This is a genomic window from Kocuria sp. UCD-OTCP, assembly GCF_000349605.1.
Taxonomy (GTDB): domain Bacteria; phylum Actinomycetota; class Actinomycetes; order Actinomycetales; family Micrococcaceae; genus Kocuria; species Kocuria rosea.
The window spans coordinates 66,203-81,577 of record NZ_KB714683.1 but is presented as its reverse complement, the minus strand read 5'-3'; the positions used below and the strand labels follow the sequence as shown (position 1 = coordinate 81,577).

At 74.2% G+C, this 15,375-nt stretch carries 13 protein-coding genes; 5 read left to right on the top strand and 8 right to left on the bottom strand.

Features of this window, described 5'->3' with window-relative positions; genetic code table 11:
- The 4 genes from H488_RS34010 to H488_RS33995 form a co-directional block, all read right to left on the bottom strand.
- On the bottom strand, window positions 1-1,761 hold the full coding sequence (locus tag H488_RS34010) for an ABC transporter ATP-binding protein (protein WP_017834716.1): 1,761 nt from the start codon (window positions 1,759-1,761) through the stop codon (window positions 1-3).
- Window positions 1,762-1,774: 13 nt separating this feature from the next.
- The gene (locus H488_RS34005) at window positions 1,775-2,737 is read right to left on the bottom strand and encodes an ABC transporter permease (RefSeq protein ID WP_017834715.1); all 963 of its coding nucleotides are present in this window, start codon (window positions 2,735-2,737) and stop codon (window positions 1,775-1,777) included.
- The gene (locus H488_RS34000) at window positions 2,734-3,738 is read right to left on the bottom strand and encodes an ABC transporter permease (RefSeq protein WP_017834714.1); all 1,005 of its coding nucleotides are present in this window, start codon (window positions 3,736-3,738) and stop codon (window positions 2,734-2,736) included. The genes H488_RS34005 and H488_RS34000 overlap by 4 nt, the downstream gene beginning before the upstream one ends.
- Before the next feature lie 227 nt (window positions 3,739-3,965).
- Complete coding sequence (locus H488_RS33995; protein ID WP_017834713.1) at window positions 3,966-5,660, bottom strand: ABC transporter substrate-binding protein; 1,695 nt, start codon at window positions 5,658-5,660, stop codon at window positions 3,966-3,968.
- Window positions 5,661-5,947: 287 nt separating this feature from the next.
- On the opposite strand from H488_RS33995, the gene H488_RS33990 reads away from it, so the two are divergent.
- The gene (locus H488_RS33990) at window positions 5,948-6,205 is read left to right on the top strand and encodes a DUF6480 family protein (protein WP_017834712.1); all 258 of its coding nucleotides are present in this window, start codon (window positions 5,948-5,950) and stop codon (window positions 6,203-6,205) included.
- Between the two features lie 66 nt (window positions 6,206-6,271).
- Here H488_RS33990 and H488_RS33985 read toward each other — a convergent pair whose 3' ends face one another.
- The gene (locus tag H488_RS33985) at window positions 6,272-7,135 is read right to left on the bottom strand and encodes a VOC family protein (RefSeq protein ID WP_017834711.1); all 864 of its coding nucleotides are present in this window, start codon (window positions 7,133-7,135) and stop codon (window positions 6,272-6,274) included.
- 282 nt (window positions 7,136-7,417) lie between these two features.
- On the opposite strand from H488_RS33985, the gene H488_RS33980 reads away from it, so the two are divergent.
- The gene (locus tag H488_RS33980) at window positions 7,418-8,416 is read left to right on the top strand and encodes a zinc-dependent alcohol dehydrogenase family protein (RefSeq protein WP_017834710.1); all 999 of its coding nucleotides are present in this window, start codon (window positions 7,418-7,420) and stop codon (window positions 8,414-8,416) included.
- Between the two features lie 164 nt (window positions 8,417-8,580).
- A complete protein-coding gene (locus H488_RS33975; protein ID WP_017834709.1) occupies window positions 8,581-10,167 on the top strand; it encodes a DUF4389 domain-containing protein in 1,587 nt (528 codons plus the stop codon).
- 58 nt (window positions 10,168-10,225) lie between these two features.
- Here the strand turns inward: H488_RS33975 and H488_RS33970 are convergent, their stop codons facing one another.
- Window positions 10,226-10,987 carry a DUF6544 family protein gene (locus H488_RS33970; RefSeq protein ID WP_146200228.1) on the bottom strand — a complete coding sequence of 254 codons (762 nt, stop codon included), beginning with the start codon at window positions 10,985-10,987 and terminating at the stop codon, window positions 10,226-10,228.
- Window positions 10,988-11,347: 360 nt separating this feature from the next.
- On the opposite strand from H488_RS33970, the gene H488_RS33965 reads away from it, so the two are divergent.
- Together H488_RS33965 and H488_RS33960 are read left to right on the top strand one after the other, a co-directional pair.
- Window positions 11,348-11,581: a hypothetical protein gene (locus H488_RS33965; RefSeq protein ID WP_017834706.1), complete on the top strand. Its 234-nt coding sequence runs from the start codon at window positions 11,348-11,350 to the stop codon at window positions 11,579-11,581.
- Window positions 11,582-11,860: 279 nt separating this feature from the next.
- Window positions 11,861-13,096, top strand: a complete 1,236-nt coding sequence (locus H488_RS33960; protein ID WP_017834705.1) for an FG-GAP repeat domain-containing protein — start codon at window positions 11,861-11,863, stop codon at window positions 13,094-13,096.
- A 43-nt stretch (window positions 13,097-13,139) separates the two neighbouring features.
- On the opposite strand, the gene H488_RS33955 is transcribed toward H488_RS33960, so the two are convergent.
- Together H488_RS33955 and H488_RS33950 are read right to left on the bottom strand one after the other, a co-directional pair.
- The gene (locus tag H488_RS33955) at window positions 13,140-14,156 is read right to left on the bottom strand and encodes a DNA topoisomerase IB (RefSeq protein WP_051063834.1); all 1,017 of its coding nucleotides are present in this window, start codon (window positions 14,154-14,156) and stop codon (window positions 13,140-13,142) included.
- Between the two features lie 93 nt (window positions 14,157-14,249).
- The gene (locus tag H488_RS33950) at window positions 14,250-15,362 is read right to left on the bottom strand and encodes a hypothetical protein (RefSeq protein WP_017834703.1); all 1,113 of its coding nucleotides are present in this window, start codon (window positions 15,360-15,362) and stop codon (window positions 14,250-14,252) included.
- Between the last annotated feature and the right edge of the window lie 13 nt (window positions 15,363-15,375).

The window sequence follows — 15,375 nt, the reverse complement described above, 5'->3', positions numbered from 1 at the left end:
TCAGGCCCCCACGCGCAGCTCGTTGCCGGGGATCGAGGCCAGCAGCTGCCGGGTGTACGGGTGCTGCGGGTCGGTGAAGATCTCCTCGCTCGCGCCGGCCTCCACCAGCCGGCCGTCCTTCATCACGCACACCTCGTCCGAGATCAGCCGGACCACCGCGAGGTCGTGCGAGATGAACAGGTAGGACAGCCCGAACTCGTCCTGGAGCCGCCCCAGCAGGTCCAGGATCTGCTTCTGCACGAGCACGTCGAGCGCGGACACCGGCTCGTCGCACACGATCAGCTCCGGCTGCAGGGCGAGCGCCCGGGCGATCGCCACGCGCTGGCGCTGGCCGCCGGAGAGCTCGTTGGGGTAGCGGCTGACCGTCGAGGGCGGCAGGGCGACCTCCTCGAGCAGCCACTTCACCCGGTCCTGGCGCTCCGCCCGGGTGCCGCGGCCGTAGGTGGACAGCGGCTCCTCGACGATCCGCCCGATCGTGAACATCGGGTTGAGGGACGAGTACGGGTCCTGGAAGATCGGCTGGACCCGCTGCCGGAACGCGGCCAGCTGCCTGCCCCGGAGTCCTGTCACGTCCTGGCCGTCGAAGCGGATCGACCCGGAGGTGGGCTCGTAGAGCTTCAGCAGCATCCGCGCCGTCGTCGTCTTCCCCGACCCGGACTCGCCCACGATCGCCACGGTCCTGCCGCGGGGCACCGTGAGGGAGACGTCCTGGACCGCGGTGAAGTCCGCCTGGCCCAGCCGCCCCTTGAAGACCTTGGTGAGGTTCTCGATCACCACCAGCGGCCCCCGGGCGGCGGCCCCGGCCGCCTCCTGGGCGGCGGGGGCCGGGACGCCTCCCGCCGTCGGGCCCGAGGTCGACGGACCGGCCGCCGCCGGAGCCGCCGTCGTCCCCGCTCCCGTCCGGCCCGGCGACGGGGCGTTCTGCCGACCCACCCGGGCCGCGGCCACCGAGGGCGCCGCCTGCACGAGGCGGCGGGTGTACTCGTCCTGCGGGTCCTCGAGCACCCGGGCGGACGGGCCGGCCTCGACGATCCGCCCGCGGTGCATCACCACGATGTCCTGGGCGCGCTCCGCGGCCAGGCCCAGGTCGTGGGTGATGAGCAGCACGGACGTGCCGATCTCCTCGGTCATCCGCTCGATCTGGTCCAGGATGGTGCGCTGCACGGTGACGTCAAGGGCGGACGTCGGCTCGTCGGCGATGAGCAGCCGCGGCCGGCAGGCGAGCCCGATCGCGATGAGCGCGCGCTGGCGCATGCCCCCGGAGAACTCGTGCGGGTACTGCCGGGCGCGCCGCTCGGGCTCGGGCAGCCCCGCGGCCGCGAGCGCCGCCACGACCTTCTCGTCCACGTCCCGGCGGGTGGCCAGTCCGTGCACGAGCAGGGTCTCGGCCACCTGGCGGCCGACCGTGGTCACGGGGTTGAGGTTGGACATGGGGTCCTGCGGGACGAGACCGATCTGCCGGCCGCGGATCCGCCGCATCCGCGCCTCGTCCAGGCCCACGAGCTCCTGGCCCGCGAAGCGGACGGAGCCGCCGGTCACCCGGCCGTTGCCGGGCAGCAGCCCGATCACGGACATGGCGGTGGTGGACTTGCCCGAGCCGGACTCCCCCACGATGGCGAGGGTCCGGCCCTCGCGCAGGATCAGGGACGCCTCGTGGACGGCCTGGATCGGTCCGTTCATCGTGCTGAAGGCCACGGCGAGGTTCTCGACCTCGAGCAGCGGGGCGGCGTCCGCCCCCGGGGCGTGGTTCTCCGGTCTCATCGGTCGGTGCACCTCACGCGGTTCGTGACTTGGGGTCGAGGGACTCGCGCAGGGACTCCCCCAGCAGGGTGAAGCCCAGGGCGGTGACGGCGATGCACAGGCCGGGCAGGAACGCCAGCTGCGGGGCGATCGACAGCTCGGCCTGGGCGTAGGTGAGCATGCGGCCCCACTCCGCCGTCTGCGGCACGCCGCCGCCCAGGCCCAGGAAGGACAGGGCGGCGGCGTCGATCACCGCGGTGGCCAGCGTCAGGGTGCCCTGGACGATGACCGGCCCGGTGCTGTTGGGCAGCAGGTGGCTCATGGTGATGGTGCGGCGGGACAGGCCCAGGGTCTGGGCGGCGAGGATGTAGTCGGCGCCCCGCTGGGACAGCATCGAGGAGCGCAGCAGGCGGGCGAAGATGGGCACCTGGGAGGCGCCGATCGCGATCATCACGGCCCACTGGCTCTGCCCCATGATCGCGGCGATGGACACGGCCAGCAGCAGGTTGGGCACGGAGAGCAGGATGTCCACGAAGCGCATGATCACGCTGTCCACCCAGCCGCCGAGGCCGCCGGCCAGCAGGCCGAGGACCATTCCGCCGACCAGGCCCAGGGCGGTGGAGACCACCCCGATCACCAGGGAGGCGCGGGCCCCCCAGATCAGCTTGGACAGCAGGTCCCCGCCGAAGCGGTCCAGGCCCAGCGGATAGCCCTCGACCTCGCCGGGGCCGGGGATGGTGGTGGGGGTGATCTCGGTGCGCCCGGGCAGCTCCTCGCCGCCGAACGGGGCGAGCCACGGGGCCAGGAGGGCCACGAGCAGGAAGACGCCGACGATCACGGCCCCGGCGATGGCCGCGGGATTGCGGCGCAGCCGGCGGAAGGCGTCCTTCCACAGGCTCGTGCCGACCGCCGCGGTGGTGCCCGGGGTGGTCGTGACGGCCTCGGGGCCCTCGGTGTGCGAGGGGCCGGAGGGAGCAGGAGGAAGTGTGGCGCTCACTGGACACGCACCCGGGGGTCGATGAGGCTGTAGGAGATGTCCACCAGCAGGTTGATCAGGGAGTAGGCCAGGGCGATGAAGATGATGAAGCCCTGCAGCACGGGGTAGTCGAGGGTGAAGATCGCGTCCCGCAGGAATCGGCCGATGCCGTTGAACGCGAAGACGGTCTCGGTGAGCACGGCCCCGGAGATCAGCAGGCCGGTCTGCAGGCCGATGGTGGTGACCACGGGGAGCATGGCGTTGCGCAGGATGTAGCGGCCGCGGATCAGACCGCGCGTCAGGCCCTTGGCGCGGGCGGTGCGCACGTAGTCCGCGCTCTGGACCTCCAGCACCGAGGCCCGGGTGATGCGCACGATGATCGCCAGCGGGATGGTGCCCAGGGCCACACCCGGCAGGACCAGGTGCAGGAGCGCGTCCCACGCCGCGTCCCACTCGCCGGTGAGGAGGCCGTCGAGGACGAAGAAGTTGGTGTGGTGCGTCGCGTCGATGCGCGGGTCCTGCCGTCCGTCCGCCGGGAAGAGCGGGACCTGGATCGCGAGCAGCCACTTGAGGATGAACGCCAGGAAGAACACGGGGACGGTGACGCCCAGCAGGGACAGCACCACCGAGGAGTGGTCCAGGAGCCTGCCGCGGTGGCGGGCGGCCACGTAGCCGAGCGGGACCCCGATGCCCACGGCGAAGACCAGCGCCACGAGCGAGAGCTCCAGGGTGGCGGGGAAGCGGGTGAGGAACTCCTCGACCACGGGCCGGCCGGTCACGATGGAGGCGCCGAAGTCCCCCCGGAGGAGCTGGCCCGTGTAGACGACGTACTGCTCGAGCAGGGGGCGGTCGAAGCCGTAGACCTCGTTGATGCGGGCCACGGCCTCGGGGGTGGCCTTGTCCCCCAGCAGGGCGGTGGCCGGCCCGCCGGGCAGGGCGCGGACCCACGCGAAGAGCAGGACCGACAGGCCGAGGAGGGTGGGGACGAGCAGGGCGAGCCGCTTGCCTATGACGCGGAGCATTCCGGTCCTTCCGGACGGAGAGGGGCAGAGGGGAGGACCGCCGGGAGGACGGCGGGGTTTTCGAAGGACTTTTTGGACGTCGAAGTGCTCCACGAGCTGCTCCACGGTGAAGACGTCCTCGTCCGCGGACAGGGACCAGCCCAGCAGGGCCAGGTAGTTGAGNCGGCGCCTGCCAAAAGCCCTTCGAAAAGCCCGGGGCGGCGCGCTGCGCCGCCCCGGACCCGGGCTCACTCGCTGAGCTCGATCCTGTTGAAGACCTCGTCGTTGACCGGGCTCACCGGGTAGGACTCCACCCGGGGATCGAAGGCCAGCGACGGCGCCGGGTTGGCCAGGGGCACCGCCGGCAGCAGCTGCATGATCTGCTCGTTGATGTCCTCGTAGACCGGCGTCTGCTCCTCGACGCTGGTCAGCTCGCGGGCCTCGGCCAGCGCCCGGAACAGCTCGGGCTCCGCGAAGCCGAACTCGGGCTTCTCCCGGCCGAAGAACACGCCCACGAAGTTGTCGGTGTCGTTGTAGTCGCCGGTCCAGCCGAGCAGGTGCAGGTCGTGGTCCGGGGTGCCGTTGATGCGGTCGAGGTAGTCCGGGGACCACTTGTCCGGCTGCGGGTTCACGGTGATGCCCACCTCCTCCAGCTGCGCGGTGAGCGTGGTGAACGTCTGCTCGGGGTTCGGCATGTAGGGGCGGGAGACGCCGGTCGGGTAGCTGAAGTCCAGCTCCAGGCCGTCGGCGTAGCCGGCCTCCGCGAGCAGCTCGCGGGCCCGCTCGGGGTCGTACTCGTACTCGGTGACGTCCTCGTTGTAGCCGTTGACGGACTCCGGGATGAACTGGGTGGCCACCGTGGTGCCCTCGGGCAGCGTCTGGGAGACCAGGGCCTCCTTGTCGATGGCGTGCGCGATGGCGCGGCGGACGTCGACGTCCGCGAGCTCCTCCTGCGCCTGGTTGAAGCCGAGGTACAGGATCGTGAACGGGTCGCGGGTGACCACGTTGTAGCCGGCGTCCGTCAGGGCCTGGGTGTCGGCCGGGGCCACCAGGTCGTAGCCGTCCACGCTGCCGGACTCGAGCGCCTGGCGGCGGGCCTGGGGGTCGTCGATGATCCGGAAGATCACGTCGGTGACCTGGCCCTGCTCGCCCCAGTAGTCGTCGTGGGCGGCCAGGACCACCTGGTTGCCCACGTCCCAGGAGTCGAACCGGAACGGCCCGGTGCCCACCGGGTGGCCCTGGGCGTACTCGGAGAGCTCCGGGGACTCCTCCGTGCCGCCGGCGGTGTCCGCGCCGTACTCCTCGAGGGCCGTGGGGGACTGCATGGCGAACGCCGGCAGGGACAGGGCGGCGATGAAACCGGCGAACGGCTTGTTCAGGGTCACCTCGGCCTCCCCCTCCCCCGTGGCCTCGCAGCCGGAGTAGATGGCGTCCTCGGGGGCGTCCGCGAAGCCCTTGAACAGCGAGCCGTAGTAGTAGGCCATGTTCTCGGACTGCAGGAGGCCCTCGAAGTTGTACCAGCGCTCGAAGTTCGCGCAGACGGCCTCGGCGTCGAACGCCGTGCCGTCGTGGAAGGTGACGCCCTCCCGGAGCTGGAACGTGTAGGTCCGGCCGTCCTCGGACTGCTCCCACGACTCGGCGAGCAGGGGCTCGGGGTCCGCCGAGCCCTCCTGCACGCCCACGAGACCCTCGAAGATCTGGCGGGAGACGCGGAAGGACTCCCCGTCCTGCGCGAACGCCGGGTCGAGGGTCTTGGGGTCGGACGACGCCGCGAAGACGAACGTGCCGTCGACGTCGCCGCCGCCGGCGGCCTGGGTGGCGCCGGCTCCCCCCTCCTCGCGATCCGAGGAGAGGCAGCCGGTGAGGACGAGGGCGGCCACGGCGGCCAGGGAGGTGACGGCGAGGGGGCGGCGGGCGCGCCCCGGACGGAATGGCGTGGACATGAACGGACTCCTCGAGGGGCGAGCGGCAGGACCGGCTCCGGGTGGCGGTGCGGGGACGCGGGTCCCCGGACTGCCGGCAGACGTGTGACGGGTACCACACGGTACAAGTGATACCACGAGTTGCACTCAAGTCATCTCATGCCCGCGTGGCGGGCATGTTTCCGATCGCGCACACCGGTTCATCCGTTCCCGGCGCACCCCGGCGCCCCCACCGTTTCACCAGCAAGCTTGCTATTCTGCTGGGAGCACCCGTCCCAGCACGTCCCACCGGAAGAGAGCAGGACCCCGTGGCCGAGATCAATCCCGAGCAGGCACGCAACGACCCGAAGAAGGCCGGTGACGCCCTGAACGAGGAGTCAGGCCTGAGCATCGAGGGCGACACCCCTCCCGACGCCGGCTCGGGCGTGGGCCCCACCAACCCCGAGCTCGACGTCGACCGGCCCGGCGACTCCTCGAAGGGGAAGCTCGCGCTGGCCGTCATCATCGGCCTCGTGGCGCTGTTCGTGGTGCTGTGGTTCGTCGGCGCCGTCGTCGGGATGTTCTGAGCCCGCCGACCTGAGGCACCCGACCGTCCCGGCCCGCCGCCGGGCGGGGGCGGGCCGGGACGGCGCTCACGGCCGGCCGGCGTCCCCGTCGGCGCCGTCGTCGTCCGGGTCGGCGTCCTCGTCGTCCTCCTCCGTCCAGTCCTCCGAGGACGGGCCCATCATGGCGAAGCGCTCGCCGTCCGGGCCGGCGGCGAACACCAGCTCCCCGTAGCCGAACTCCTCCGGCTCCTGGACCAGCGCGCCCCCCGCGGCGACGACGCGCTCGGCGGCGGTGTCGGCGTCGTCGACCTCGAAGCAGACCCACCACAGCGGCGGCGCCTCCTGCAGGTGGTCGACGTCCTCGGCGGCCACGCCGATGCCGCCGGCCGAACGGTCCATGCCCGGGACCGTGAACACCGCGTACGCCTCGTGCCGCGTCCCGATGTCCTGGTACGTGTAGCCGAAGACCTCGGCGTAGAACCGCTCGGCGGCCGCTTGGTCGGTGGTCAGGAGGTCGCACCAGGCCACGGCCCCGTGCTTGCCGACGATGCTGAACCCGGTGTGCTCCTGCGGCTGCCACACCCCGAAGGCCGCCCCCGTGGGGTCGATCCACACGCCCATGGTGCCGAAGCTGCCCACCGCCATCGGCTCGAACAGCTGCCGGGCACCGGCCGCCACCGCGGCCCTGCCCGTGGCCACGATGTCGTCGGACGCGAGGTAGACCGCCCACGCGTGCGGGTCGTCCTCCATCTCGGGCAGCGCGGGGGACATCCCCGCCACCGGCTGGCCGTCCACCAGGGCGTTGCAGTAGCCGCCGTACTCCGGGTCCGAGGGCGTGAACCGCCACCCGAGCACGCTCGCGTAGAAGTCCATGGAACGGTCCAGGTCCGAGACCATGATGTCCGCCCAGCACGGAGCCCCCGTGGGCCATCGGTCGATGCGCTCGGTCATCCCTGAGTCCTCTCGTCGCGCGCCGGATCGGGTTCCGCCCGGGTGCCTGCGACGCGGGCCGCACCCGCGCGGGCCTTCGTCCCCCCATGCTCGTCCCCCACGTCCCGATTGGGAACACCTCCCGCCGAGAAGCGGGGGCGGCCCGCCCGGCCCCGGGCTCCGGGGCCGTGCATTAACATTCCTCGTTTCCTGACGGCGCCCCCGATCCGTTCCTAGACTCGGAGCCAGGACAGGGGTCACGGCCGCGGCCGGAGCCCTCCCCGGGGGATCGACGAGGACAGCATGCGTGCGTGGTGGATCGATGAGCCCGGTCCCGCGGCCGGCGGGCCGATGCGCTTCGGGCAGTGCCCCGACCCCGTGCCGGGGCCCGGGGAGCTGCTCCTCCGGGTGCGGGCCTGCGGGGTGTGCCGCACCGACCTGCACCTCGTGGAGGGCGACCTCCCGCTGCACCGGGCGGGGGTGATCCCGGGCCACGAGATCGTCGGCGAGGTGGTGGGCGCGGGTCCCGGCTGCGCCCGGTTCCGGAAGGGCGAGCGCGTGGGCGTCGCGTGGCTGCGGCACACCTGCGGCCGCTGCCGGTTCTGCCGCCGCGGCCGGGAGAACCTCTGCACCGCCCCGCGCTTCACCGGGTGGGACCAGGACGGCGGCTACGCGGAGCTCACCCTGGCCCCGGAGGCCTTCGCCTACCGCCTGCCCGAGGAGTTCGACGACGAGCACGCGGCCCCCCTGCTGTGCGCCGGGATCATCGGCTACCGGGCGCTGCGGCGGGCCCAGCTGCCGCCCGGGGGCCGGCTGGGCATCTACGGCTTCGGCGCGTCCGCCCACCTCGCCGCCCAGGTGGCCCTGCACCAGGGCGCGGAGGTCCACGTCATGACCCGCTCGGAGGCGGCGCGCGAGCTGGCCCGCGACCTGGGCGCCGCCTTCGTGGGGGAGGCCGACGAGCCTCCCCCGGTGCCGCTGGACGCGGCGATCCTCTTCGCCCCCGTGGGCACCCTCGTCCCCCCGGCGCTGCGGGCCCTGGACCGGGGCGGCACCCTGGCCGTCGCCGGGATCCACCTCAGCGACGTCCCGGCCCTCGACTACGCCGCGGAGCTCTTCCAGGAGCGGCAGCTGTGCAGCGTGACCGCCAACACCCGGCAGGACGGCGAGGAGTTCCTGCGGCTGGCCGCCCGGCTGGGGCTGCGGCCCACCACCGTCCCCTACCCCCTGCGCGCCGCGGACCGGGCCCTCGCCGACCTGGCCGCGGACCGGATCACGGGGGCCGCCGTCCTGCGCGGGTGAGCCCCGGCCCCACAGGCCCCGGGCCCGGCCGGGACCGAACCGCACCGCAGGGACCGCACCGCAGGGCAGCGGACCCGGGAAGCACATCGAAGAGACCACCCGCCGACATCCCGCGGACGCCCCGCACCGGGCTCCGGCCACCGTCCGACTCCTCAGGAGCTCCTGTGAACGAGCATCCCGCCTCCCGCCCACCCCGTCCGGCCGACCGGCAGGACGCTCCGCGCCGCACCAGACCCGGGCAGTGGGTGCTGCTGGTCCTGGGCACCCTGCTGACCGCCCTGGGCCTGGCGGCGCTCGTGAGCGGTCTGGTCCTCGCCGGCGCGGCCGCGGCCCAGCAGGACGGGCGCTTCCTCACCGCGTCCCCGGACCGGCACCAGACCATCACCTACGCCCTGGTGGGCCCGCCCGCCGTGCTCGACGTCGGCGACGCCCAGCTCTCCCCCGTGCCCTTCCTCGACCAGCTCGGCAGGGTGCAGGTGCGCGTGACGGCCGCCGACCCGCAGCAGGACATCTTCGTGGGCGTGGCCGAGACCGCCGACGTCGACCGGTACCTCGACGGCGTCGCCCACGCCGAGCTCGGCCGCGCCACGGAGTCCGGGGACGACACGCGGGCCCGGGTGCCCGGCGAGCGGGTGCCCGACCGGCCCGGGAACCAGACCTTCTGGGCCGACTCGGACCAGGGCCCCGGCACCCGGGAGCTGACCCTGGACCTGCGCTCGGGCAGCTGGACGCTCGTGGTGATGAACGCCGACGCCACCCGGCCGGTCTGGGCGGACCTGCAGCTCGGGGCGCGCTCCGACCTCCTGGGCCCCCTGGCCGGCGGCCAGCTGGTCGGCGGGCTGGCCGGGCTGGTCGTGGGTCTCCCGCTGCTGCTGCTCGGCGCCGCCGGACTCGGCCGGGACATCGACCCGCGCACCCCGCCGCGCGGCACGGGCCCGGGCGCGGCCCTCGCCGAGGACCCGGGGCGGGACCGGACCCCGCCGCCGGTCTCGCCCGTGCGCCTGACCGGCTTCCTCGACGCGGGGCTGTCCCGGTGGCTGTGGCTGGTCAAGTGGCTGCTGGTGATCCCGCACCTGATCGTGCTGGCCGTGCTGTGGTTCGCCCTGGTGGTCACCACGGTCGCCGCCGGGTTCGCCATCCTGTTCACGGGCCGGTACCCGCCCTCGTGGTTCTCCTTCAGCGTGGGGGTCCTGCGGTGGAGCTGGCGGGTGGCGTTCTACTCCTACTCGGCCCTGGGCACCGACCGGTACCCGCCCTTCACCCTGGCCCGTGCGGACCATCCGGCGCAGCTGGAGGTCGCCTACCCGGAGCGGCTCTCCCGCGGTCTCGTGCTCGTGAAGTGGTGGCTCCTGGCGATCCCGCACCTGCTGATCGTGGGGGTGCTCACGGGCGGAGGCACGTGGAGCACCACCCGCAGCGGCGACGACGGCACGACGACCACCAGCTGGGGACCGTCCCTGCTCGGGCTGCTCGTGCTGGTGGCCGCCGTGGTCCTGCTCTTCACGGGCCGATACCGTCCCGAGCTGTTCGCGCTGGTCATGGGCATCAACCGCTGGGTCAACCGGGTCCTCGCCTACGTGCTGCTCCTGCGGGACGAGTACCCGCCGTTCCGGCTCGACCAGGGGCCGGTCGAGCCCCGGTCCCCTGCGGCCGCGCCGGTGCCCTGGTCCTCCCCGGCGCCCGACCGGCCGCACGACCGGCCGCAGGACCGGCCCGGGGACGGACCGGTCGACCAGGGACCGAACCGCTGACCGGACGGCCTCCGGGGCAGGTCGCCCCGTTCGGGGAGTCCCGTCCCGGGAGGGCCGCTCAGCGGAACCGGACGCCCTCGATCCGCGCCCGGAAGAACTCGCCCTCGGCCTGCCGGTCGGTGCCCCAGGCCCAGCCGGCGCGCAGGACGGTGGCCACGCGCACGCCGGCGAGATCGGCCTCCTCGGAGAACGCGACCCCGAAGGGGTGGCGGCCGTACCCGGTGCCGTCGGGGTCGCCCCACCGCTGCATGCTCAGCTCCCGGAGCCGGCCGTCCGGGTCGACCCGGATCAGGGCGTCCTCGCGCTCCCCGTCGAGGACCCAGGTCATGACGGCGGTGTCCGGGACGGGCCCCTCCGACCACGCGGCGGCCGGACAGGCCGACGGCACGACGACCGCCTCGCCGGCGAGCCGCCCGGCGGCGCTGCGCGTGATGTCCGGTCCCGCGGCGGACAGCACGGGCACGAGGCCCAGCAGCCGCCACCGCAGCTCGCCCCCGCCGGGCCCGTACCGGTCGTAGCCCGCGACCGGCAGACCGAGGACCCGGGTGCGGGCGGCCCAGACGAAGCCGATCCCGGGGGTGATGAGCTGCCGGGCGGAGAAGGGGCGCCACGCGCCGCCGAGCCGGATCTCGCCGCGCATCGACAGCTCCGCCGAGACCCACGCCGGGGTGCCGGGCGGCACGGCGTGCCCCAGCCAGCGGCGCGCGGGCTCGGGCAGGCCGGCGAACGCCGCGGTGTCCACCGGGGGCGGCACCGGGTGGCCCGGGCGCTCCAGGTCCGCCCAGTGCCGGCGGGCGCCGCGCGGCAACCGCCCGGTCACGGCCGGACCCCGAGCGGCACGGCGGCGGCCGCGCGGGCGCCCGGCCCCCGAACGGGGACGGGGACGGGAACGGACGGCGACAAGGTCCGGGACCGGGTCATGCCTCCCAGGCTAGACCGCCGGACCGGTGCCGGCCCCGCGGCGGGCGCCGGAGCCCGCCGACGCCCTGAATCCTCGGTCGCACTCGGACACGGGACCCGGCGGTGGAGCAGGATGGCCCCATGCGCGTGCACCGGCGCCCGGGGCCCGCGTGCCGGTCAGGCGTTGACTGCCGGCGGCGCCCGCACCAGCATGAGTGCCACGGGCCGCCCGCGGAGCGGCCGCCGGGACCCCGAGTCCCCGAGCACCGGGAGGACGACCATGACGCGCATCGGCACCAGGAGGAGCACCCGGTGGAAGGACCTCACGCCGGGGCAGCGGACCGCGCTGCTGACGCTGGCGTCCGTGCAGGTCTCACTGGCGGCCACCGCCTGGGCGGACCTCGCCCTGCGGCCCGCGGCGGAGGTCAACGGCGGCAAGGGGAAGTGGGCCGCGATCATCGCCGTCAACTTCGTGGGCCCGGTCCTGTACTTCCGCCGCGGCATCCGCCGCTGAGCGGCCCCGGGACGGGGACCCGGGCCTCCGGTCACGGATCCGGGATAACGATTCAGCACGGCACGGAGAACACTTAGCGATCGCATACGCACGGATCTAGACTGGTCCCACCAGCAGTTCCGTCCGCTCGGCAGAGCGCGGTCACCGGTGGACCCACGGTCCCGGGACCCCGGCCGAGCGCACGGCCGATCGCCGGGCGGTGGGGGCCGACCGGCGTCCCATCCGCCGTCCGGTGCTCCGGACCGAGTTCTCCGCTCCACGGAACCTGGAGGTTCCACCATGAAACGCTCACCGACGGCCCGGCTGCTCACCGGGCTCTCCGCGGCGGCGCTGGCCACCACCGGCATCGCTCTCGCCGGACCGGCCCACGCCGTGTCCACCCAGGGATTCCTCTCCTACGTCGACGGCTGGCGGGTCGGCCAGCACGTGCGCGAGCTCGCCGACGTCAACGGGGACGGCCGCGCCGACGTCGTCGCCTTCGGCGACCCCGGCGTCTTCGTCGCCCAGGGCCAGGCCGACGGCACGTTCGCCGCGCCGGTGCTGAGGGTCCGCGACTTCGGCACCGCGCAGGGCTGGCGCACCGACCGGCACCCGCGCACGGTCGCCGACGTCGACGGCGACGGCCGGGACGATCTCGTCGGCTTCGGCAACGCCGGCGTGATCGTCTCCTACGCGCAGCCCGACGGCAGCTTCACCGCGCCGCAGCTCAAGGTCCGCGAGTTCGGCTGGAACCAGGGCTGGCGGGTCGACCAGCACGTCCGCGAGCTGGCCGACCTCTCCGGGAACGGGACGGCGGACATCGTCGGCTTCGGGTACTCCGGCGTGACCATCTCCCATGGCCGTGCGGACCGCACCTTCGACGGCACCGGCAAGCGGATCGACAGCTACGGCTGGGACCGCGGGTGGCGGATCGACAAGAACCCCCGGATGCTCGCCGACATGGACGGCAACGGGACGGCGGACATCGTGGGCTTCGGCGACGCCGGGACGTACGTCTCCTACTTCTCGGCGCTCGGGGACACGTTCACCCAGCCCGCCCTGGAGATCCGCGACTTCGGGTACGCCCAGGGGTGGCGCGTCGACCAGCACCCCCGGGTCGTCGGCAACGTCAGCGGTCACCTTCCCCCGGACGTGATCGGCTTCGGCCACCGCGGGGCCCTCGCCGCCTACTCCCGGCCCTCCGCCCCGGGCGAGCCCAGGTACCAGCCGGTCTCGCTCGAGCTCGCCGACTTCGGCGCCGCGCAGGGCTGGCGCACCGACCGGCACCCCCGGGACCTCGCGGACATCAACGGCGACGGGATCCTGGACGTGGTCGGCTTCGGCAACGCGGGCGTGCTCGTGGCCTACGGGGACGACGACTTCCTGACCGGGCCCGAGCTGACGTCCGGCTCCTTCGGCTGGGCGGCCGGCTGGGACCCGGCGCGGTATCCGCGCCTGCTCGGGGACGTCGATGGCGACGGCCGCGACGACGTCGTCGGCTTCGGCTACTCGGCCACCTACGTGGGCTTGTCCTGAGCACGGGCCCGGGGCGGCCGCCCGGCCGCCCCGGGCCCGCGGCTCAGGTGAGGAATCCGCGCAGGGACCGCTCCGCGGCCCGGTAGGTGGCGGCGTCGATGGTCTCGCCGTCCAGGAACCGGTCGATCACGCGCGGGTCCGTGTAGGAGCTGCGGGCGATGGCGGGGGTGTTGCCCAGGTGCTCGGCGACCTCCCGCATGGCGGCGGACACGGCCTTCTTCCGGGCGCTCTCGCTGGGGCGGGTGCCGGCGCGGGCGGCGAGCGCCATCGCGGCGGTCACCGTGCCCTGCCAGGTGCGGAAGTCCTTGGCGGTGAAGTCGGGGCCGCACCGGTCCCGCACGAAGTCGTTGAGGCGGGCGCTGGTGATGCCGGTCCACTGCCCGTCCTCGTCGCGGAACGCGAGCGCGGTCTCGTCCGGGCCGCGCTCCAGCAGGGGCGCGAGCGCGGCGGCGAGGTCGGCGTCCCGGAGGTCCAGCGTCCACCGGTGCCCGCTCTTGCCGGGGAAGTCGAGGTGCACGTCCCGGCCGTCCACCCGGACGTGCCGGACCAGCAGGGTGGTGACGCCGTAGGAGCCGTTCGACTGGGCGTACTCCTCGTTGCCGATGCGCAGGGCGGCCTCGTCCATGAGCCGGAAGGCCGCCGCGCAGGCCTTCTCCTCCGTGGCGCCCTCCGTCCGCAGCAGCCGGGTGACGGCCGGGCGGGCCTGCGGGAGCGTGTCGCCGAAGTCGAGGACGCGGTCGAACTTCTCGCGGTCCTTCAGCTCCCGCCACCGGGGGTGGTAGATGTACTGGCGCCGTCCGGCGCCGTCGACTCCCGTGGCCTGGATGTGCCCGTTGGGCTGGGGGCTGATCCACACGTCCTTCCAGGCCGGGGGGATCGCCAGCCCGCGGATCCGGTCGAGCTCGTCCCCGTTCTGGACCTTCGTGCCGTCGGCGTGCCGGTAGGCGAACCCCTTGCCGTACCCGCGGCGGGTGATCCCAGGACGGCTGCAGTTGCTGCGCCGCAGGCGCGGCGTGCGGGGCGTGCGGGGTTTCGCGGGGCTCTGCTGCGCGGCGGCCATGGTGTCCTCCCGGGTCGGCTCCGGGAGCACCCCGGGAACACCAAGTCTACTGACTGTCGGCGTCCGCGCGGACGAGGCCCGCGGCGGGTCCGGTCAGGGCTCCGAGCGGGTGTACGCCGCGGCGCGCACGGCGTCGTCGTCCTCGAGCCCGGCGCCGAGGGCCCCGCCCACGGTGGCGAGCGTGGCGGTCAGCCACGCGAGCTTGACGTACTCCACCGCCCCGGCCGGGGCGCCGATCACCGCCGCGAAGACTCCGCCGTCCACGAGCAGCAGCGCCCCGAGCCAGGACAGGGCGAAGACCGCGAGGTAGAAGACGGAGACGCCGATGGCCACGGTGGCGGCGGTGGCGAGGTTGAACAGGGCCACCTGCTCGCGCTCGGCCCGCCGGCGCGGGCGCTCCCACAGCCGGGCGCCGACGACGAGGGCGCCGGTCACCGCGGCGATCGACAGCAGGCCCAGCAGCCCGAGCCGCCAGGGCCCGTAGGCGGCGGCGAGCAGCCACAGGTCCGAGGCGACCAGGGTGAGCACGCCGGTCGCCGCGGCCAGGGCGAGCGTGCGGGACAGCCGCACCACCAGGGTCCACGGCCGGTTGGCGCGGATCATCCCGAGCAGCAGGCGCACGTTGCCGCCGAGGACGCGGGCCGTGAACTGCACGGCGTTGTCCTCGGGGCGGTCCTCCAGGTCCTCCGACCGCTGCCGCGCCCGCCGCACGAGCTCCTCCTGCGCGTCGGCGTCGTCCGCGTCCTCCGTGTCGTGACCGAGCAGGTGGCCGACCACCCGCACGGTTGTCTGCCGCACCTTCTGCCCCACGTGCAGGGCGCCGAGGGCCGGGACGGCGACCAGGCCCACGCCGTGCACGGGGCTCAGCTGCGTGAGCACCGGGCTGCGGCCGTCCTTGAGCGGGACGTCCGTGAGGACCACGACGAGGTCCCAGTCCTCGTCCAGCATCCGGTCGCGAGCGGCCTCGAGCAGGTCCAGGCCGTCGGCGGGCGGGACGACCAGCCGGTCGGTCACCGCCGCCACCCGCCAGCGCACCCCGGGATAGCGCGCGTGCAGCGGCCCCGGCAGGGAGGCCGCGAGGTCCCGGGGCAGGGCGCCCGCGATCTGCGGGGAGAGGACGAGGCCGACCAGCAGCTCGGGCACGGAGTCGTGGGCGGGCTCGTGGCCGGGGGCGGGGTCGGCGGTGGCGGAACGGTCGTCGGGCACCGCTCAATCCTGG